This is a genomic window from Nocardia aegles (assembly GCF_052545135.1).
This window is the reverse complement of sequence record NZ_JBQWRI010000007.1, coordinates 310,466-329,121: the sequence shown is the minus strand read 5'-3', so window position 1 is coordinate 329,121 and position 18,656 is coordinate 310,466. Positions and strand designations below refer to the sequence as shown.

The following is an 18,656-nucleotide window of genomic DNA, read 5'->3' as shown; positions in this document are numbered from 1 at the left end:
ACTCGCGCATCGTTCTCGCGCGGATTGTCCGACGGCGCATCTGGCATCGCGTCCTTCCCGCACTTGCGTATCCGGCGTATACCCACTATCGCATCGGTTACCCGTCGTGAAACGGACAGTTTTCGCCCCGGTCCGGGGCGCGTCGGCTGGTAGCTTCGGTGGCATGGCAGCGCTGTTCCAGTGGACGATCCCCGGCTGGGTGATCCTGCTCGTGCTGGTGGCCGTCTACGAGCTGACCGTGAACAAGCGCCGCAGGCGCCGCCGCACCCCGGTCTCCGGCACGTTCACCGACGAGTTCACCGCGCTGTTCTATTCGACCAAGCGCATGGAGCTCGACCACCGCGAATCGGTGTCGATGTTGCGCGACGAGCAGGACCAGGGCGCGCCGCCGCTGGTCGGGATCGATCTGGACGGCCGCAAGGTCGTGTTGCGCCGGGACGCGGGGCGGTAGCGGGTACCGCTGCGCGCCCGCGATTCTCAGCGAGGGCGGCCGGGTCGCCCCGCATCCGGCGCGGCCGGCCGGTGCCTGCGCGCCGCACGCCCGACTGGGCACGTCGAGGCCGACGTGGTGGCCGACAGCGCGGATTCCCGCTGCGGCGCAGTCGGCGGCGTCCGACCGCATTTCATCCGATCCGCTCGCGTGCCGGGTCGATATGTGTTTTCCTCGAATGGTGAGCCAAGTCCACTTGGGGCACATTTTCCACATCGCCGGGAGTCCCGCTGCCGGTGATGCGGCCGACGCGTTGGCCGACCTGCCCGACGGGGCTTTGATAATCGACGACAACGGACGGGTCGTATTCTGCGGACCACGCTCCGATATCCCGGCCGAGCACCGTGCCGAAAATGTGTTCGATCATCGTCCGGGATTCCTGCTTCCCGGTTTCGTCGACACGCATATTCATTTCCCGCAGACCTTCGCCGGCGACGCCTATGGCGGCGGCCAGCTGCTGGAGTGGCTCGAATTGTGCATCTATCCCGCGGAATCACGGTACGCCGACCCCGAATTCGCGCGATCGGCGGCCATCGAATTCTGTGCGCGGCGCATCGCCGCGGGCACCACGGCGGCGATGGTCTTCGGCTCGGCGTTCCCGCATGCGCAAGACGCGCTGTTCGCCGAAACCCGGCGGCGTGGTCTGCGGATGGTCGCGGGTCGTGGTATCCAAACGACCGGAGCGGATGCGGCGGCGCCACTGATCACCACCGAAGACGACGCCATCCGATTGACGAGCGAAGAGATCGACACCTGGCACGCCGCCGACACCGGTGACGTGGACACGGCCCTGCTGCACGTGGCGATAGTCCCGCGATTCTCTTTGGCGGTCACGCGCACGACGCTGAAAAACCTGGGTGATCTCTACGACTCGGTACGCGAACGCGGCGTCTACTTCCACAGTCACCTGAACGAGAACAACCGCGCGGGGACCGGCGAAGTCGACACCACCAAGCAGGCCTACGAAGTCGCCACCTACCTGGACACTTACGACGGGAAATTCCTGCCCGGGTCGGCGATCGGCGGCAAGAGCCTGCTCGGCAGGCGCACCGTTCTCGCCCACTGCGTGCACTGCCAGGACGCCGAGCTGCGGCGGATGGCCGAAACCGGCACGTCGGTCGCGCACTGCCCGGTCTCGCAGCAGTTCCTCGGCTCCGGCACGATGCCGTGGAAGCGGACCCTCGCCTCCGGCGTCACAGTGGCGGCGGGCACCGATTACGGCGGGGGCGACGAATGGCTGATTCCGCAGGTGCTCTCCGCCGCTTTCAAAGTGCACATCTCCGAACCGGGCGAGCAGGGCGTGTCGATGCATCCCGCGGAAATGCTGTTCACCGGCACGCTGGCCGGTGCGCGCGCCTTGGATATGGAGAACCGTTTCGGGAATTTCGATACCGGTAAGGAAGCCGATTTCCTCGTGGTCGAACCGGCGCGTGTTCCGGCGCTGCAAAGCGCGCTGGCGTACGGCATCCGTTCCGACGACCCGGTATTGGCCCGGGATCAGACGCTGTTCGCACTGCTGATGGGTATCCGCGAGCCCGCGATCACCGAGGTCTACGTGCGGGGCCGTCGCGTCGACGTCATATAGCGCCGATGAACGCCGCCGCTACCGTCGTAACGGTCTTTCACCGACCGGAGCACGACACGGCTTTCCGGGAATGGCTGGCGCGGCTGACCGAAACCGCCCGCGCGATGCGCGGATTCATATCTGCCTCCGTCGCGGTGACCGAGAGCCCGCTGCTCGAACCGGGATTCAGCGTCACATTTCGATCCGAGCCATTGCTGCACGAATTCCTGGACTCGGCCGAACGGGCGGCCACTATGTCCGACGGCGCGTCCCGCGGCTTCCATTACAAGAGTTCGGATCTGATCATCGTCGAAGGCGAGTCACCACCGCCGGGCATCTGCGTATTCCGGCACAGCGTCGCGCGCGCCAAGGAATCCGAATTCGAGGCGACGGAGGCGCGGCTCATCGCGGCCAGTTCGAGATTTCCGGGATTCGAGGGCGCCGCGCTCTTCCCGGCGGAGGACGGACGCTGGTTCTCGGTGCTCCGATTCCGCACGCAACGGCAGCTGACCGAATGGCTGAGCTCGGACGAACGCGCAGCCGCCCTGCCGGAATTGCGCTCGAAGCTGACCGAAGACTTCACCGTGGACGCGCACACCACACCGTTCGGCTCGACCGTGCGCACGGTCGACGGCGAGACCAGGATGACGCCGACCTGGAAGACCGCCATGCTCGTGTTGCTGGTGTTGTATCCGACGGTGATGGTGCTGTCCCGATTCCTCGGCCCGGTGCTCGACCGGTTCGGAGTGCGGCCGTGGCTGGCGCTGTGGCTCAGCCAGATCGTCAGCGTGGGCGTGATGAGCTATTTCCTCTCGCCCGCGGTCGCGAAGCGTTTCCGCCGGTGGCTCGATCCGGTCGACGGCGCGAGCCCGCGGATCAGCATCATCGGGGCGGCGGTGGTCGTCGTGCTCTACGCACTGACGCTTCTGCTGTTCGCGTCGGTGCGCTGGTTGCAGTACTGGGACTACGACTGATCAGGACAGGTCGAGGTGCCGGTTCATCGACATCGCCGCCTCGGCCAGGTCGGCAAGCTCGACCACCTCGACGCCCGCCTGCCGCAGTTTCTCCACTCCCACACAGTTCGCCACGAACGTCGACGGCTCGCGCCACGCGATCACCACGACCGGAATACCGGCCCGCAGTATCCGGTCCGTGCACGGCAGCCGGCCCTTCGTCCCCCGCTCCGAACAGGGTTCCAGCGTGCTGTAGATCGTGGCGCGCGCCAGCCGAGGATCAGCCGGGTCGACCTTGCGGAGCGCGGCCTCCTCGGCATGCTCCTTGGCATCGGACTCGCGCGAGTAGCCGGTGGCGACCTCCACACCGTCGGCGACGATCACCGCACCCACCGAGAACGCGCCCTCCGCCACCGGGCACAAACGCGCGAGCTCGATGGCCCGGTTCATCCAGTAGTGGTGGTCGCATTCGGTCACCGTTCGACCTCCTTCAGCCGTGACGAACTCATCCTACGGAACCAGCAAACCCGCACCGGTACGCCATGTGTTCTGCGATAAACCCCATGCCACAAGCTGGTACCCTCGCTCGAGACACTCGATTTGATAGAACTGGCGGGCTGCGGCGAAATCAGCAGAGCTGTCGAAGTTCGGGTCGGCGGATTCGGGTGGTGCAGCGGGCCATTCCGATAATTTTCATCTTGGCGTTGCTCACAGCGTCGCTCCGAGCCAGGACGCGAACCCCACCAAACCCTCGCTCTGCCGCCGCTGTGCCGCGGCGATCCCGTGAACGGTCTCCCGCACCCCGGGGTGCAACCGGGTCTGTTGCGGTGCCGCTGCACGTGCCTTGTTCAATGCAACCAGCGCCTTGTCCGGCTTCCCCGACATCAACCAGGCACGGGCGTTGTCCTGCCAGTGATGCCCGATCCGGGTGGGCGGTGCCCCGTCCGAGTAGACCAGCTCCGCGCCCTCGATCGCGGCCCGGTTCGGGTCGCCGGATTCCATCTCGATAGCGTGAGCGTGGATCTCGACGTTCAGCGGACCGAACGCCGTCATGTACAAGTCGGTCTCACCGGTCCGCGCCGCGATTGTCCGCGCCGCGCCGATGTGGTCGACCGCGGCCGGATAGTTCAGCCTCCGGGCCTCGTTCACCGCAGCGGCAAGATGGGAGTACCCGCCCAAGACCAGCCCGGCCCGGGTGTCGTCCGCGGCAGAAATCGCCGTGTCGATGAGTTGGCCGGCGACCTCCGATTCCCCGTAATGGGTGAGGACTCGTGCACGCGCCAGGACGGAGAACGCACCCCAGTTGCGATCATCGGCCAGCGACGCGTAGGTGTCGGCAAGGTCGAGCGCGGGCAGTGTGAGCAGAAGGTGACCGGTTCTCCGGACCGACCACTCGGCGAGCAGGTACGCGGCTGTCAGGAGGGTATAGGCGTGCGCCTGTTCGTCGCCGGATAGCTCGCGCACGGCACCGTGCAATCGGCGGATGATGCCGGGCAATACCTCGATGGTCTGCCGTGTCCGGTCGCGGCGGTACAGCAGTTGCGCGGCCGAGAGATCGGCATCGAGCTGCGCCGGCAGACCGGGGTCGAACGCGCGGGCGTGCCGCCCTTCGGTCAACAGCACAGACAGTTCGTTCAGCGCGTCGGACAACGGCTTTCCATCGTCGTAGGGTGCGCCGGTCAACTGCTCCGGCGTCACCCGTAGAGCACGCGCTACTGCCGAGATGAAGCCGGGGGAAGCGGGTTCCCGTCCCTGCTCCACCGCTTTCACCATGCTCAGGCTGTAGGTCGCGCGCGCAGCTAGCGCTCTTTGACTGAGCCCTGCGAGTTTCCGTTCGGATGCGATCCGCTGCCCCACGCTGTCGCTCATGCCTCGAGGGTAGATCGATCGCGGCCCGCTGTCCCCGCACTGTCCCTCGGTGACCTTGCCGTCCGCGAACCTTCCTGGCAGGCCCCGACGCCGGGCTGAGCCACCGAGTTCCCCGGCGTCGGGTGCCGACCCACACCACCACAGCGCACCGAGGGGGCCCCGTGACCGATGAGCTCATCACCACGCTCGTCGTCATCGCAGCTGTTCTGGCCGGGCTCTGGTTGATATTCGACGGCCTGCCCCGATTCCTCGAGCGCGGCGACAAGCGGTCCGCCCTGACTCCTGACGGTGGACTACCCGATCGGGCCGAATACGACTGCCATCCCGCACCGGTCGTGCCCTTCACGGTTCCGCAGGCCCGGATCGTCATGCAGAAGTTGATCCGCTGCGATGCCGAAAGTTGCGACTGCAAGGCAGCTGCGTTCCGGGTGCTCGTTGAGGCCGGTCGCGTGAAACCGGCGAAGGCGCTGCGATGAACGCAGCCCAGCCGCACGATGACACACTTCGGTTCTGCGGGTTCTCAGACGACGGAACCGCGCAATACGTCGGTCCGGATGGCTGGCCCCGCACGCCCGAAGAGCACGCCGAGATCCTCGAGGACGACGCAATCGACCGCGCCCGGGACATACTGGACCCGCAGTCCAACGTCGAGTAGGAAATCCCGCACTGCCGAGCGAGCCAGAGCGACGGTCCGGACCCGGCTCGGCGACGGCAACTCAGTAAACTGCGCGCCCATGGGACGCAACGAGCAAGGCGTGACCTCGCAGGATGAGGACTTCTCGGCCTGGTACAACGAGGTCGTGGCCAAGGCGGGGCTGGTAGATCGCGGGCCTGCCAAAGGCACGATGGTCATCCGCCCGTACGGCTACCGGATCTGGGAGCTGCTGCAAGCCGACCTGGATCACCGGATCAAGGAAACCGGCCACGAGAACGCCTACTTCCCGCTGCTGATCCCGGAGAGCTATCTCAACCGGGAAGCCGACCACGTCGAGGGATTCTCCCCCGAACTCGCGGTGGTGACCCACGCGGGCGGCAAGGAGTTGGAGGAACCTCTCGTCGTCCGCCCGACATCCGAGACCGTCATCGGCGAAATGATGGCCAAGTGGATCACGTCCCATCGCGACCTGCCGTTGCTGCTCAACCAGTGGGCGAACGTCGTGCGTTGGGAGTTGCGGCCCAGGATGCTGCTGCGCACTACCGAATTCCTCTGGCAGGAGGGCCATACCGCGCACGCCGACCAAGCGGACGCGGTACGCGAGACCATGCTCGCCTTAGGCTTCTACACCGACTTCGCCCGGGACATGGCCGCCATCCCCGTGGTGCCCGGAGAGAAGACACCCGGCGAGCGGTTCGCCGGCGCGGTTCAAACCTTCACCATCGAAGCGATGATGCGGGACGGAAAAGCATTGCAGGCGGGGACCTCCCACTACATGGGAGAGAACTTCGCGCGTGCGTTCAATATCCGCTACACCACCCAAGAAGAGCGACAAGCCTTCGCGCACACCACATCCTGGGGCATGAGCACGCGAATGCTCGGCGGCATCGTCATGGCCCACGGCGACGACCGCGGCCTGGTGCTGCCGCCCCGGCTAGCGCCTTACCAGGTGGTGATCGTCCCGATCGCCCGAGGCGACAAGGCTGACCGGGTCCTTGATGCGGCCACCGAACTCGCGAGGCGATTGAAGGCCGCTGGAATTCGCGTTCACATGGACTCGCGGCCACAGCTGACTCCGGGTTGGAAATACAACGAGTGGGAGCAGCGCGGCGTGCCCATCCGCCTCGAACTTGGCCCCCGCGACATCGAATCCGGCACGGCGCTGATGGTCAAACGACTCGGGGACGAAGGAAAGCAACCGGTGCCGATCGCGACCGCCCCAGAGGTCTTGCCCGGAATCCTCGACGACTTCCAGCAGTACCTATTGCAGCGCGCAACCGAGTTCCGCGACGCTCGTACCACCACGGTCGACGACTGGGAGGCGTTCGGCACGGCCGTCGCCACCGGGTGGGCCTTGGCTCTGCACTGCGGTCGGCGCGAGTGCGAGGAGGACATCAAAGCGGAAACAGCCGCTACCCCCCGCTGCATCCCTCTCAACGGTGAGCCGGAGACCGGAACATGCGTGCGATGCGGCGTCGCGGCGGAGTACGGCAAGCGAGTGATCTTCGGCCGCGCGTACTAACTGGGCCATTCCGGCGACCTGTTCGGCGACTTCGCTCGTCGCTGAACGGAGCAGCCGACCTCTGGTTCATCCTCACCCACAGGCCAACCGAACCACTTCCGCGACATGTTATCCAGCGGTTGATGCCCCGTGACGCTCTCCCGCGGCCGATCCCGGCGCGGTGTGCCACAGATGAAATCCGGCGCAATCCATACCTCGGCACGGTGCAGGCCCGCAGCGGCGAAATCGAGCAGGCTTGCGCGAGCTGGCGTTCCGCACTCGACGCGATGGGCGGGGTGCAGTCCGGGCGCACCCGGAACGTCGCCCGCGACATACGCTCAACGCTGGCACCGTACCGAGGCCAGTCCATTCCCGGTGTCCGCGAGACCGACGAGCAGGCAGCCGAGTATCTAGCAGCAAACCAGAAGTAGGACAGAGGACTTATGGCTGACGAGGTGTTCGAAGTAGTGCCGGTCGCCCACGTGGTAGGTGGCCGACGTGAACCAACTGATGATCACTGGGGCGGCACCGAGGCGATCATTCGCGTCGACGACCCGCGCTTCACCGAAGAGTCGGTACAGGGGTTGGAGGAGTTCAGCCACCTGGAGATCGTGTCCGGTTCCACCTCACCGACCCGACGGACCTGCATTTCGGTGCACGCAGCGCCCGCGACAATCCCGAATGGCCGAAGGTCGGCATCTTCGGGCACAGGAACATGCGACGCATCAACTGGCTCGGCGTCTCACGCTGTCGCCTGCTCCGAGTGGACGGCCTGGACCTGCATGTCGCCGAGCTGGACGCCGTCGACGGCACGCCCGTGCTGGACATCAAACCCTGGTTCGCGGAGTTCGGCCCACGCGGAGACGCCCGGCAAGCTGCGTGGTCCACGGAAATGCTCAAAGACTACTTCTAGTGGCCGGGCCGCTACCCGCTCCAAGAAAAAGCCCTCCACCTGCGGGAAGCAAGTGGAGGGCTATGGCGGTGGCGGAGGGATTTGAACCCTTTCCGCCACCCTGGCCAGGGCATCAAACCTGCTCTGAGCTGGAAAAACACATCACTGTAATTCACTCCAGATCACCCTATTTCGCGGCACATTGTGCCCAAAATGTGCCCGCGCTTCAGTGCGGTACGTCGTCGTCTCCGGCCGCCGCGCGCCGCCACTTCGCCGCCCATTCGGCAGTGCGGTGGTCTTCAGGCATCGACGCGAGCGACTGCGCCACGAGTTCGCGGCTGCGTTCGGCATTGCCCAGCGTCCGCAACACCCGGGCACGCTGGAGACCGAAGAATCCCGGGGTGTACCAGTATCCGGCGTCGGGCGGTGGCTCGTCTGCGGCCGCGTCAGTGTCCGCATCGGCTTGTATGAGGGCACGCTCCGCGCCGTGCCGATCGCCCGCCATCGCGAGCACCCGCGCGTGCTGGTAGCGCTCGTATACGCGAATCAGGGGGTGTAGACGCGGCACGGACAGGACGGCGTCGACCAGCTGCGCGGCGTCGTCTAGCTGTCCCCGCTCGAGCCGGACATACGCGCTGAAGCTGAGCCCGTGCGCCAGCTGATCGCTACCGCCGGCCTGCTCCGCCAGAGCAATGGATCGGTCCAGGCTGCGCAGGGAGGCTTTACCGGCACCCGTCGCGTGCTCGAGCCAACCGCGATACTGCGTGACCTCACTCGCCAGCGCCGCGGCGCGGGAAGCATGACGTGCGCGGGCCTGGTCGGCGAACCGTTCCGCCATCGTCGACATGCCTTGCACCACGCCGAGAACCGACGCCGGACCGGCAGCGTCCTCGATGCGTCGCGTTGCTGACAACATGACCGCCACGTCATCCAGGCTGCTCGAATCGACCTTCGCGGGCGATTCCGAAACCGCTGCCAGCCGTTCGAGATCCGCGCCTAGTGTCCGTTCGTAGGCGCAGACCACCTCGTGTGTGGCGGGACGTTTCCCGGACTCGATGAGGCTCAGGTACGCGGGGCTGTAGTTCGTCATCCGCGCCATCGAGCGCAGCGACACCCCCGCTGATTCGCGCGCCGTACGCAGTAGTGCCCCCTGGTCCATTTCCTCACGGTAGCGATGGAAAACACCTGTCAACACGGCAACGGGGTCACAAGTAGGTGAACCGCCTGAGACTGAGATCGGCACCCGGCGTCGGGTCGAGTCTCGAACTCCTCGGCGCCGGGTGCCTACCAACCACACAGGGAAACGCGACAGGGGTGCACGATGGGGTTCGATTGGTGGCGCAACGCCGAACCGGACGAGACATCACCGCAGGCGATCATCGACCGCGTGCAAGCGGAATGGGCGGCCGGTCGTCCGGCCGGGCCGCACGATGCGCCCGCCGGCCCGATGAGCGTGACCGACGCACACCGCGACATGCAGCGGCACCGAGGATGCCGCGCCGACAGCTGCGCGCGGAAAGCGGCAGCGCGGCACACACTCATCGCGGCCGGGCGGATGGTGCCCGACACGTCACGGGAGTATCAGCGGTGACCGAACCCGACTGGATCGACGACTACTGCGACGACGGAAACATGCCCGCCGACGAGCAGCACGCACGCGGCCTGGTGAAGCTCCACGCCGCCTGCGCACCGCCGTGCCCGCGCAAGGTGTCCGCCCAGCGGTGGCTACAGGAGCGTGGCGAGGGGCAGGGCACGGAGCGCGGCGTCGGGCTGTAGGAGACGTTCATGGTGAACGTCTCTCGGCATCCCGAAACGCAGAACCGGGGTACTCATGTATGAGTACCCCGGTTCTCTATGCGGAGGTGTGCGCCCGGTTGCTCTGGACTCCGGTTCAGTGCCGTCAGCCGACCCGTTCGTATTCGGCTACCGACAGGCGGTCACCGCGCAACTCGAACAACTGCCCCGGCAGCCCCTCCACCGCAGCCCGCGGCAACTCGAACCGATGCACCAGCACCGAACGCCCCGACCGCAACGCATTCAACCGCGTCTCCAACCGCGCCACCTCCCTGGAGCCGCCAGGCCATCCCCCCGACCGAATCAGGGGGAAACGTAGCCAGCGATTTCAGCAGCCGCCTACCCGTGGCGCTGGGGCCCTGGGTGGGGGTGGGGCGCCACCCCTGGGCTGCCCGCCTGCCGATTGCCGGTGACTGCTCGGGTGGCCGTTCAGCGGTCGGGGTCGTACGGGCGAGCGTCCACGAGGATCGGGCGTCGGTATCCGCCCGGTGCTGTGAGCCCGTTGATGCGTTCGCGGAGGGTTTTGGCGTTGTATTCCATGACGATGAGTGCCTTGTCGGCGGCGGTGGCGCGCTTCTTGGCGTTGGTGTACTCCGGTGCGCGGTCGCGGAGTGCGGCGTCGATGTAGGTGGCGGCTTCGATGCCGCGGGACTGGAGGTAGGGCAGCAGCTCTTGTAGGAGGGTGGCGAGTTCGGCGGCGTTTGCGTCCTTGATCAGGGTGGTCGCGGCATCGCTGGCCTTGGTCGGCGAGAGGCTGTCGAGCAGCCGCTGGGTGCGGTTCCAGTACCGGCTGGCGCGGAGTTCGGCGGCGGTGTCTCCGTCGGGGGACAGTTCGCGGCGTGCGTGGTCGACAGCGGTGTGTGCGTCGTCTCGTCGCTGGCGTGCGGCATCGAGTGCGCTGTCGATGGCGCGGCCGGCGTGGGTGTCGGCGAAGGCGCGGATCTGTGCGCGCAGTCCTTCCGGGCTGTAATGCTCGGCGCGGATGGTGGCGAGGTATTTCCCGAATTGGTTTTCGACTGCTTCGATGGTGGCTTGTGCGCGGTCGACGGCGCTGCCGCCGCTGACCGTGGGTGCGACCGAGTAAGGCGCGGGCACGGTGGCGATGTTGTCGGCAGGTGGGGCGGCCTGGTCGATTGCGAGAGCCGTGGTGTTGCTGGGGTAGGTGGTCGGGCCGTCGTTGTTGAGAACGCTTGTCATGTTTTCTCTCCCTTGTTGGGTGGTGGGGTTCGGTGGGTCGATGGTCAACGCCCGAACCCCCCTCCGTACTGGTCGGCCAGAGTTCGGCGGCGCCACTGCCGTTCCATCGCCCGCGCGGACGATTGCGGGTCCATGCCGTAGTTGTTGACGGTCATCGTCGGGCCGGTGGACGCACTGACGGTTCCTGCCGCGAACTGCTGCAGTTGAGCGGGGCTGTTGAAGATCGGTTCCGGTCGGCTACTGAGGTTGATACCGACCTCGCCCGGTTCCAGCCAGCCACCGGTGTCGAAGACCTTGATGTTGCGTATCCAGTCCGGCACCCAGTCCGGGGTGCCGGCGGCGGGGTTGAATCCCCACTGCTGCAGGATCTGATCCTGGTTGAAGGTGGGTAGCGGCCCGATCGCCTGCTGCGGACTCTCCGCGGCCTTCGAGTCCTTGTCTTTGTCTTTGTCTTTGTTCTTGTTCGGGTCGAACACCGACCAGTCGAATTTCCAGATCGGTAGCTCACCGAACCCGAACGGCATCATCTCCAGCACCGCGTCGAACGCGATCCCGGCCATTCCGGTGACGAAGTCCCGCAGCCTGCCCGACATCTGGGATTCCTTCGAATCCTTGCCCTTGTCCTTCTTGCCCTGCACGACCTCGGCCTGCCGGTTGCGGGCGCGCGCCAAATCGGCGTCCGCTTTCAGCCGGTCGGTGTCGGTGGCGTCGATGTCGTCGTAGACCTCGTTGCGGCGTTCGTTGGCCTGATCGACAGCGACTTGCGCGTCGATGCGGTCCAACTCCTCGTCGCTGTAGGCCCGCTCCAGCGCGGGAGCTTGCGGCGCCGGGCCATTCTCCACCTGCCCGGCGGCGTCATCCTTCTTCTGCTGGAGTTTGACGACACGATCCTCGGCCTTCTTTACCGCAAGGTCGGCCTGCTGGCGGTCGGCGTCGGACTTCTTGCTGTCCGCATACACCTTGTCGCGGCGCTCTTTCGCCTGCTGGACAGCGACATTCGCGCTTTCGAGGTTCGTTTCGTCGGCGTCGGTCCACTCGGCTTTCTTCCGCTTACTCTTCGACCGGCTCCCGCTGGTGCCGGCGTCCATGCCTTCCACCCAGCCCGCGATCAGCTCGTTCGGCAGGTGGAATTTGAACGGGAACTGCGAGTCCTCCGCCTTGGCGCGGCCGCCGCCGATCCCGGAGGTGCCGAACGCGCCGCCCGACTCCACGGCCTGCCCATTGATGGTGCCCGCCATGTGCTCTTGGGAGACACCGACCCGGAACCAGGTCCCGGACGGGCCGAGACCCGCTTCCAATCCGGCCATCGCGCCACCGAGCAGCGACATCGTGGTGTATATCCGGCGAGTGGAACCGACGATGCCCATAGCGATCTGCTGCAGCCAGCCGATGAACCCTGAGCAGTCGAATCCGGTCGGGCCGGTGCCGCCCCACACGTACTTTTTCCCGGACGCGGATCCGGCGGCTGCGAGGGCGTCTTTGATGCCTTTGGGCATGACGCCGCCGTCGGCCATCTTCACCAGCCCGAATCCGAACATGTCGGCGACCTGGCCGAGGATGCCCACCGACCGCGACCGCTTCCCCAGCCCGAGCGGAATAAATGCTTCGCCACCGGTTTCCGGTTCCGCCCACTGATACAGGCGTGCCCGCGGGGATTGGATGGTGGCCTGCGACGGTAGGGGGCCGTCGATTCCGCCGTCGGCGCGGGGTGCGACCGGGACGGAGTCGATGTTCTCGTGCATCCGCTCACGGGTGCTCTGAGGCAGGTGGTAGCCGCTGTCGTCGTACTCGACCTTCACCCTCTGCGTCTTGTCGGGCAGATTCTTCGCGATCAGGTCATCGAGTTTCGCGATCACCGCCTGCGCATCCGGGGCGCTGACCTTCACCACTCCGGGTTTGCCGTTGACGGCCTCGATCTGGACACCCAGGTCGGTGAGCTTGCGTTTGGTCTCCTCGGTGAGCGCGTCGGTGGGGATGGTGACGCCCTGCGCGTTGTTGCGCAGCAGGCCCTGAACCGCGATGAGCTGCTGCTCCACACTGTCAGCGCCCCGAAGCTGCGCGAGGATGGTGATGTTGTCCGGTAGGTAGCCGACCTGGGCGGCCAGCTGCCGCACCTGCTCGGCGGTCAAACCGGTCGCGCGGGCCAGGTCACCGAAAGCGTCGGTGTTGCGTTGAAACACCGGACCCAGCTCCACCCCGGCTTCGGCCGCGGTGATCGTGGCGTCACGGATCCGGGTCAGCTCGGTATACAGCCTGCCGCCGTTCGCGGTGGCGGTGTCGATTTGCCCGTTCTGGCCGATCAACTGCTGGCCGAAGCCTTGGCTGTTGTCCCACGCCTCCTGGGTGGCTTTCGCGGTGTCGCGCAGCTGATCGTTGTAGCGGGCCAGCGCGTCCTGCGCGGCGATCGGCTTGCCGGACATCACATCCAGCGCGGTCTTCATCGCGTTGACGCGGTCGCCTGCGTCGGCGGACTCATCGGCCAGCGTCTTCACCGCATTGGTCAGCGACGCGAACCCCGGTGTGGTGTTCTTGGCCGCGTCTTGGATCCGCACGATGCCGTCGCGCAGCGCCTGCAGCTCCGATAGCGCGAACCGGCCGTCCTGCCCCATGCCGCGCAGCCGGCCCGCCAAATCATCGAACTTCGACTGATCGGCCAGGGTCGCGGCGAGCTGCTGGTCGGACATCTTCAGGTCGTCGATGATCTTCTTCGCGCCCGCCCACCGCTCGGCGTACCAGTCCTTGTTATAGGCGTCGCCGAGGGTGAATGTGACCGCCCCCTTGGCCTTCTCGAAGAATCCCGACTTGAAATTCGCGGCATCGTCCAGGCTTTTCTTCATGGTCCCGATTTGCCGGGTCACATTTTGGATCGCCTGGTCGTTGAACGCTCCACCGTTGAGCGCAAAAATTTCGGCGAGTTCGCTACGGGTGGTGGAGAGTTCACGCAGCGACGACTGCAGCGCTTTGGCGTGCTCCTCACCCTTCTTCATCTCCGACCACAGCTGGAACAGCGCCGCACCAGCAGCCACGGTAGCGACCACCCAGGGGCCGCCGAGGAAACTGACCAAGCCGCTGGCCGCTCCTCGCATACCGGTGGCCGCAGCGGCGATAGTGCCCTGCGTGCGAGCGAAAGCGGTCGCCGCGGCCGTCGTATTCAAGAACGAGGTCTGCATCCGGCCGATCAGCGGCACGGATGTGCCGAGCTGGTTGACAGCGGACCCGAACCGGCCCAGGGTTGTTGCGCCCACTCCGGCCAGCTGCACGACGCGGCCGTTCGCGGTCGCCACAGTTGTGGCAAACGTGCTCGCCACGGCCCCATACCGTTGCAGCGCAGCGGCACCGGAGGTGACCCACGTTCCGACCATGGTGGTCTTGAACACCAGCAGCGCGGCCGTTGCGGCTTGAACGGGAGCGGGCAAGCCGCGGAACCAGCCGACTACCGGGCCGACCGCCCGGCCGGTCGACACAAGAGCGTCGGAGGCGGTGTGCAGGCCGTCGACGATCCCCGGTGTGGCGTCGGTGATGCTCTTGGCGGCGTTCGTGGCGAACTTCTCCAACGGGCCCTTGATGAGGTCGTACACCTCCAGGGACAGGTTCTCGGTGGCGTTGGAGACCGTCTGCATCGCACCCGGCAAGCCCTCCATCTTGGCCTTCGCCACATCCGCCGCCGAACCGGTCCGGCTCATGGCGTCATGCATCCGGTCGTAGCCGGCGACGCCCTTATCTGCGGCGACCGCCGCGAGCCGCATGGCGTCCGAGCCGAACAACACGTTTGTCGCCGCCTGATACATCTCCGGCGACATCCGCTTCGACGCCTGCGACAGCTGGTCGAACATGCTCCGCAACCCGACGAACTGGCCCTGCGCGTTGTAGAGCTTGAGCCCCAGCTCCTCGATCGCGGCCTGCGCCGGTTTGCCGCGGTCGGTGATCGCCAGCATCGCGGATTTGAGCAGGGTTCCGGCATCGGATCCCCTGATACCGGATTGGGCGAAAAGACCGAGCGCGGTGGCAGTGTCCTCGATCGACAAGCCGAATTGTTTTGCTACCGTGCCGCCCTGCTGCAGACCCAACGCAACATCGGTGATCTCGGCCGAAGTCGCGTTCGCGGTATTGGCGAGCACATCGGCGACACGGCCCGCGTCGGACGCCTGGAGACCGAAAGCCTGTAACGCTTGAGACTGAATCGTCGCGGCCTGCCCCGCGCTGATTTGCGCCGCAGCCGCCAACTGTAGTGAGCCTTTGGCGGCGTCCATCGACTGCTGGACGCTGAATCCGCCCTTCGCCAGCTCCGTCATCGCGGCAGCGGCGTCGCTGGCCGATGTACCAGGCAGGGTGATGTCGTTGCCGAGCTGTTTGGCGCGCTCGGACACCGCGGCCATCTCGCTGGCTGTCGCCCCCGTGACAGCCTTCATCGTGTTCAGGCTGGTCGTGTACTCGTTGCCGACCTTGACGACCTGCACGAACGACGCAGCCAGCCCAGCGACAGCGGAAGTCCCGAGCAGCGCCGGGCCGAGACTGCCCAGAGCGCCACCGATGCCGCGGCCCAGGTGATTGCCCATCCGCTGGCCGCTCGCCTCGGCGTCCCGCTCACCCATACCGAACACCCGCCGCAGCGCCCCGGAGATACCTCCCGCGCCGGAGCTGGCGCCGCGCTGCAACGAATTGCCCATCCGCTGGCCGCTCTGTTGCGCGTCGCGCTCGCTCTGCCCGAACGCGCTGCGAATCTGCGCAGGGATGCCACGGGTATCGACGACCAGCGACACGTACGCGGTCGCGACCTCTACCGCCATTTACGCGACCTCCCGCCCGGCCGGCGTCGACTCGGCGCCGGGAGGGTTCGGGGGCCGGACCTGGGCCAGCAGCGCGGCGAGGTCACGCGCAGTGAGCGACGCCAGATAGTTCACGACGCCGTCGAGTAGGTAATCGATCGGCGCGACCGGTGGTTCGCTGATCGCAGCGAAACCGTTCCAGTTCCTCATGACGTCGGCCCCTTTCCACCGGTCCCGGGTTTCCTCGAGACTGGCGGAGAGAGGTCGAAGTCAGTTCCGTCGGCGGTGTTTCCGCTGCATATTCGCGTATTCCTCTACGGCTCTCCGGCTGAAATGCCATGTGCCGCTGATTCGGACGCCGTCGAAATCGGATGCGATCTGCCGCACGTATCGCTTCGACATGCACAGTATCCGCGCGGCTTCGTCCGTGCCGATCGCATCCGGTATTTCAGCGACCGGCGAAAAACTCGGCTCAGTGCCGAATCGGATTTCCCAATCGAGCTTGTCATACAGACGCCGCACCGAGTCCGGGATCGGGAGACCCGCACGGCGTCTGTGGCGCATCATTTCCGACAAGCAGTAATAGGCCGCGCGGATCTCGATCCCATCGAGGTTCAGTCCCGTCATAGGCTCGCCTCCCCCCGGGTGCCGACGCCGTGCGGTCGCCGGGTGTCAGCAACCGCGCGGCGACCGGCGTGCAGGGCGCGCACTAGCTCGCGTCCCCTTCGGTGGGAACACCACCGCGCGTGCGTTTCCGTACACGTGTGCGGTGCTCGCTCCTGCGTGATGCATCGAGTGGTGTAACCGTCCTGTCCGATGTGTCCGAACGGTCCGAACCGATTCGTTCTTGCAGGTCAGCGACGCTATTCGTTTCGGACACATGCACGTCCCGTTCGGACACTGACGATTGAGTGTCCGAAAGTTGCGGGTCGGTGTCCGAAACAGAATCACCCTGGGAGATGGGGTTATCCAGTCCTTCGGACCGTTCGGACAGTTCGGACACAGGTACGAACACACCGCGTGTCCGCTTGCCGATGAGGCCCTTGTCGAGCAGTCGGCGGAGGTACTTGCCCGCGTCGTCGTTGCTGATGCCCAGCTTCTCGGCGAGGTCGGTTGCGCGGGTGCCGAGCGGCCGGGCAGCAACGAACGCGAGAGCGTCCATCGTGCGGTCGCCGAGCTGGCTTGTCTGCTGCCGGGTCTCGACTGCTGCGGCTGCGTCCATGAGGTCCATGCCGTCGAGCGACCATCGGCCGTCCTCGGTGATGAGGGCGTATTCGTTCTCGGGGATGTCCCGCCCGGTGACCGAGAGGACTGCCTGTGCGGACTTGCGTTTGCGGGCGAGCACCAGCACGAAATCAGCGGATCCGGCGATGCCCTGCGTTCCACTCACGGCGTCGACGAAATCGGTGCTTTCTGCCTTGCGGGTGTGGTGCACGACGAGCAGGGACGCACCGGGCATGCTGTCGGCGACGTTCTTCAACTGGGTACCGAACGCGTAATCCGCGGCGTAAGAATCTTCGCCGCGCGCCTTCGGTGGGCGGGCCTTGCCGAGCGTGTCGAGAATGACCAGCGGCGCCGCGCCGTGGCTGCGGGTCATGAATTCGGCGATTGTGGCAATGATGACGTTCTGCTCGGCCTTGACGATGAACGAGATTCCGGCCGGTATCGGCTGGTCCTGCATCAGGGTGCGGAACCGTGATTGCAAGCGGCGGTGGCCGTCCTCGAGCGCCAGGTACAGCACCGGACGCTGTTGCACCTGGATACGGCCGAAGGCGAGCCCGCCCCGCGCGCACGCCAGGGCGACATCAGCGACCATCCATGATTTGCCAGCCTTGGGCGGCCCGACGAGCAGACCGAACCCTTCGGACACGACGCCGGGGACGCACCACGACAGCGGCGGGAACTCCTGCGCGTCGAGCCAACGGCCGTCACGGAGCCCACCGAGCAGCGTGGGCGAGTCCCTTCGGTCGGCGTCGAGCTTGGTGCGGATCCACGCCTCTCGCGCGGCACATGCCGCAGTGCAGTCCAGGCAGTCGACGAACGGGCCGTCGGGGTGTTCGGCGCAGTGCTTCCGCGGCGCTCCTCGTAGTTGATCGGTCACGCCCGGCGCCTCTCTGCGGAATTCACGGTGCGTTCGATCTCGCCGCCGCTGAGCCCCACCGTGGCAGCCGCGGCGCGCAGAAGGTCCATCACCGCCGGATCGGCGCCGCGCTCGACCACCCGGCAAGCCGCCCAGAACAACAGGTGGTTGCGGTTGCCCGGCGCGGCTTCGGCCACGGTCCGAACCAGTCCAGCTACCCAGGTATCGGAGGATGTCAGCTCCACGGACACCCTGCGCCGCGGCGGCTTCGGCTTGGCTACTCGAGGGCGAAGATGCGTTGGCAGCATCGCGATCGGGGCCCGGCTGATCCACTCGTAGCGACGACCGCTCTTGTGCACGCTGGGCGGCACGATCACATACCCGTTGTTCGACTTGATGTCGATGCCGACCGCGTCTGCGAGCGCACCTCGAACCGGACCTCGGTATCGGAACCACAAGTGATATCCACCAGAGCCGGTGCGGGCAACCCGCGTGGGAGGAAGTGCTCCAAGATCTTCCTTCGCGCCCCCGTTCTGAACGTCGACATCCAACACGACGATGCCCAAGGGCGGACGGATCCCGATGTTGTAGTTCGAGTTCATCCGCCACAATGTCGCGATCCGTTCGGGGTCGGCAGTGGCGTCGTAGAACCCGTGCTCGGTCGCTGGATTTTTGCCGCATGGAACTACAGGGAGCACTTCCTCCCCGGCACGCGCGTAGGTCAACGCATCTTCTAGCATGGTCACGCGGCATCCCCCCGGTTCGGGACCATCGCGCTGTCACCGCGATCATCAAGTTGAATCCGCCCGTCCTTCTCGAGCGCGATCTTGCGGCGGCATCGCGGACCCAAATGCGTTGCGACACTTCGGCGGGAGATCAGCCAGTGCCGACACCG

General features: G+C 66.2%; 19 protein-coding genes. 9 read left to right on the top strand and 10 right to left on the bottom strand.

Going from position 1 to position 18,656, the window contains the following annotated elements; genetic code table 11:
• The first annotated feature begins 163 nt into the window (after nucleotides 1–163).
• The 3 genes from ACT89H_RS21090 to ACT89H_RS21080 all read left to right on the top strand — a co-directional run bounded on the left by ACT89H_RS21090 (nucleotide 164) and on the right by ACT89H_RS21080 (nucleotide 3,028).
• Nucleotides 164–451 (top strand): DUF6191 domain-containing protein, encoded by a 288-nt coding sequence (locus tag ACT89H_RS21090; RefSeq protein ID WP_445110328.1) that lies wholly within the window; start codon nucleotides 164–166, stop codon nucleotides 449–451.
• Nucleotides 452–668: 217 nt separating this feature from the next.
• Nucleotides 669–2,075: an amidohydrolase family protein gene (locus ACT89H_RS21085; protein WP_445110327.1), complete on the top strand. Its 1,407-nt coding sequence runs from the start codon at nucleotides 669–671 to the stop codon at nucleotides 2,073–2,075.
• 5 nt (nucleotides 2,076–2,080) lie between these two features.
• Nucleotides 2,081–3,028: an antibiotic biosynthesis monooxygenase gene (locus ACT89H_RS21080; protein ID WP_445110326.1), complete on the top strand. Its 948-nt coding sequence runs from the start codon at nucleotides 2,081–2,083 to the stop codon at nucleotides 3,026–3,028.
• Here the strand turns inward: ACT89H_RS21080 and ACT89H_RS21075 are convergent, their stop codons facing one another.
• Both ACT89H_RS21075 and ACT89H_RS21070 read right to left on the bottom strand, forming a co-directional pair.
• On the bottom strand, nucleotides 3,029–3,484 hold the full coding sequence (locus tag ACT89H_RS21075) for a deaminase (RefSeq protein ID WP_445110325.1): 456 nt from the start codon (nucleotides 3,482–3,484) through the stop codon (nucleotides 3,029–3,031). It abuts the gene before it with no gap.
• A gap of 231 nt (nucleotides 3,485–3,715) precedes the next feature.
• On the bottom strand, nucleotides 3,716–4,876 hold the full coding sequence (locus tag ACT89H_RS21070; RefSeq protein ID WP_445110324.1) for a helix-turn-helix domain-containing protein: 1,161 nt from the start codon (nucleotides 4,874–4,876) through the stop codon (nucleotides 3,716–3,718).
• A gap of 161 nt (nucleotides 4,877–5,037) precedes the next feature.
• On the opposite strand from ACT89H_RS21070, the gene ACT89H_RS21065 reads away from it, so the two are divergent.
• The 4 genes from ACT89H_RS21065 (at nucleotide 5,038) to ACT89H_RS21050 (ending at nucleotide 7,945) form a co-directional block, all read left to right on the top strand.
• Entirely contained in the window at nucleotides 5,038–5,352 is a 315-nt protein-coding gene (locus ACT89H_RS21065) for a hypothetical protein (RefSeq protein WP_445110323.1), read from the top strand.
• Nucleotides 5,349–5,531: a hypothetical protein gene (locus ACT89H_RS21060; RefSeq protein WP_445110322.1), complete on the top strand. Its 183-nt coding sequence runs from the start codon at nucleotides 5,349–5,351 to the stop codon at nucleotides 5,529–5,531. The genes ACT89H_RS21065 and ACT89H_RS21060 overlap by 4 nt, the downstream gene beginning before the upstream one ends.
• Before the next feature lie 79 nt (nucleotides 5,532–5,610).
• On the top strand, nucleotides 5,611–7,053 hold the full coding sequence (gene proS / locus ACT89H_RS21055) for a proline--tRNA ligase (protein ID WP_445110321.1): 1,443 nt from the start codon (nucleotides 5,611–5,613) through the stop codon (nucleotides 7,051–7,053).
• 496 nt (nucleotides 7,054–7,549) lie between these two features.
• Nucleotides 7,550–7,945: a TrmO family methyltransferase domain-containing protein gene (locus ACT89H_RS21050; protein ID WP_445110393.1), complete on the top strand. Its 396-nt coding sequence runs from the start codon at nucleotides 7,550–7,552 to the stop codon at nucleotides 7,943–7,945.
• Nucleotides 7,946–8,150: 205 nt separating this feature from the next.
• Here the strand turns inward: ACT89H_RS21050 and ACT89H_RS21045 are convergent, their stop codons facing one another.
• A complete protein-coding gene (locus ACT89H_RS21045; protein ID WP_445110320.1) occupies nucleotides 8,151–9,083 on the bottom strand; it encodes a helix-turn-helix domain-containing protein in 933 nt (310 codons plus the stop codon).
• 162 nt (nucleotides 9,084–9,245) lie between these two features.
• On the opposite strand from ACT89H_RS21045, the gene ACT89H_RS21040 reads away from it, so the two are divergent.
• Nucleotides 9,246–9,515: a hypothetical protein gene (locus tag ACT89H_RS21040; RefSeq protein ID WP_445110319.1), complete on the top strand. Its 270-nt coding sequence runs from the start codon at nucleotides 9,246–9,248 to the stop codon at nucleotides 9,513–9,515.
• Nucleotides 9,512–9,700 carry a hypothetical protein gene (locus ACT89H_RS21035; protein ID WP_445110318.1) on the top strand — a complete coding sequence of 63 codons (189 nt, stop codon included), beginning with the start codon at nucleotides 9,512–9,514 and terminating at the stop codon, nucleotides 9,698–9,700. The genes ACT89H_RS21040 and ACT89H_RS21035 overlap by 4 nt, the downstream gene beginning before the upstream one ends.
• Before the next feature lie 124 nt (nucleotides 9,701–9,824).
• Here the strand turns inward: ACT89H_RS21035 and ACT89H_RS21030 are convergent, their stop codons facing one another.
• From ACT89H_RS21030 to ACT89H_RS21000, 7 genes are all read right to left on the bottom strand, one after another.
• Nucleotides 9,825–9,977: a hypothetical protein gene (locus ACT89H_RS21030; RefSeq protein ID WP_445110317.1), complete on the bottom strand. Its 153-nt coding sequence runs from the start codon at nucleotides 9,975–9,977 to the stop codon at nucleotides 9,825–9,827.
• Between the two features lie 170 nt (nucleotides 9,978–10,147).
• Nucleotides 10,148–10,915: a hypothetical protein gene (locus ACT89H_RS21025; RefSeq protein WP_445110316.1), complete on the bottom strand. Its 768-nt coding sequence runs from the start codon at nucleotides 10,913–10,915 to the stop codon at nucleotides 10,148–10,150.
• A 44-nt stretch (nucleotides 10,916–10,959) separates the two neighbouring features.
• On the bottom strand, nucleotides 10,960–15,702 hold the full coding sequence (locus ACT89H_RS21020; RefSeq protein ID WP_445110315.1) for a phage tail tape measure protein: 4,743 nt from the start codon (nucleotides 15,700–15,702) through the stop codon (nucleotides 10,960–10,962).
• Entirely contained in the window at nucleotides 15,703–15,891 is a 189-nt protein-coding gene (locus ACT89H_RS21015) for a hypothetical protein (protein ID WP_445110314.1), read from the bottom strand.
• A 60-nt stretch (nucleotides 15,892–15,951) separates the two neighbouring features.
• Nucleotides 15,952–16,308: a hypothetical protein gene (locus ACT89H_RS21010; protein WP_445110313.1), complete on the bottom strand. Its 357-nt coding sequence runs from the start codon at nucleotides 16,306–16,308 to the stop codon at nucleotides 15,952–15,954.
• 82 nt (nucleotides 16,309–16,390) lie between these two features.
• On the bottom strand, nucleotides 16,391–17,782 hold the full coding sequence (locus ACT89H_RS21005) for an AAA family ATPase (protein ID WP_445110312.1): 1,392 nt from the start codon (nucleotides 17,780–17,782) through the stop codon (nucleotides 16,391–16,393).
• Nucleotides 17,779–18,501, bottom strand: a complete 723-nt coding sequence (locus ACT89H_RS21000) for a bifunctional DNA primase/polymerase (RefSeq protein WP_445110392.1) — start codon at nucleotides 18,499–18,501, stop codon at nucleotides 17,779–17,781. The genes ACT89H_RS21005 and ACT89H_RS21000 overlap by 4 nt, the downstream gene beginning before the upstream one ends.
• Nucleotides 18,502–18,656 lie beyond the last annotated feature (155 nt).

Excerpts from the sequence above, each read along its gene's own strand:
- ACT89H_RS21020 (WP_445110315.1), bottom strand. The coding sequence starts at position 15,702 with ATGGCGGTAGAGGTCGCGACCGCGTACGTGTCGCTGGTCGTCGATACC.
- ACT89H_RS21040 (WP_445110319.1), top strand. The coding sequence starts at position 9,246 with ATGGGGTTCGATTGGTGGCGCAACGCCGAACCGGACGAGACATCACCG.
- ACT89H_RS21060 (WP_445110322.1), top strand. The coding sequence starts at position 5,349 with ATGAACGCAGCCCAGCCGCACGATGACACACTTCGGTTCTGCGGGTTC.
- ACT89H_RS21090 (WP_445110328.1), top strand. The coding sequence starts at position 164 with ATGGCAGCGCTGTTCCAGTGGACGATCCCCGGCTGGGTGATCCTGCTC.
- ACT89H_RS21015 (WP_445110314.1), bottom strand. The coding sequence starts at position 15,891 with ATGAGGAACTGGAACGGTTTCGCTGCGATCAGCGAACCACCGGTCGCG.
- ACT89H_RS21045 (WP_445110320.1), bottom strand. The coding sequence starts at position 9,083 with ATGGACCAGGGGGCACTACTGCGTACGGCGCGCGAATCAGCGGGGGTG.
- ACT89H_RS21010 (WP_445110313.1), bottom strand. The coding sequence starts at position 16,308 with ATGACGGGACTGAACCTCGATGGGATCGAGATCCGCGCGGCCTATTAC.
- ACT89H_RS21025 (WP_445110316.1), bottom strand. The coding sequence starts at position 10,915 with ATGACAAGCGTTCTCAACAACGACGGCCCGACCACCTACCCCAGCAAC.
- ACT89H_RS21000 (WP_445110392.1), bottom strand. The coding sequence starts at position 18,501 with ATGCTAGAAGATGCGTTGACCTACGCGCGTGCCGGGGAGGAAGTGCTC.
- ACT89H_RS21070 (WP_445110324.1), bottom strand. The coding sequence starts at position 4,876 with ATGAGCGACAGCGTGGGGCAGCGGATCGCATCCGAACGGAAACTCGCA.
- ACT89H_RS21085 (WP_445110327.1), top strand. The coding sequence starts at position 669 with ATGGTGAGCCAAGTCCACTTGGGGCACATTTTCCACATCGCCGGGAGT.
- ACT89H_RS21080 (WP_445110326.1), top strand. The coding sequence starts at position 2,081 with ATGAACGCCGCCGCTACCGTCGTAACGGTCTTTCACCGACCGGAGCAC.
- proS (WP_445110321.1), top strand. The coding sequence starts at position 5,611 with ATGGGACGCAACGAGCAAGGCGTGACCTCGCAGGATGAGGACTTCTCG.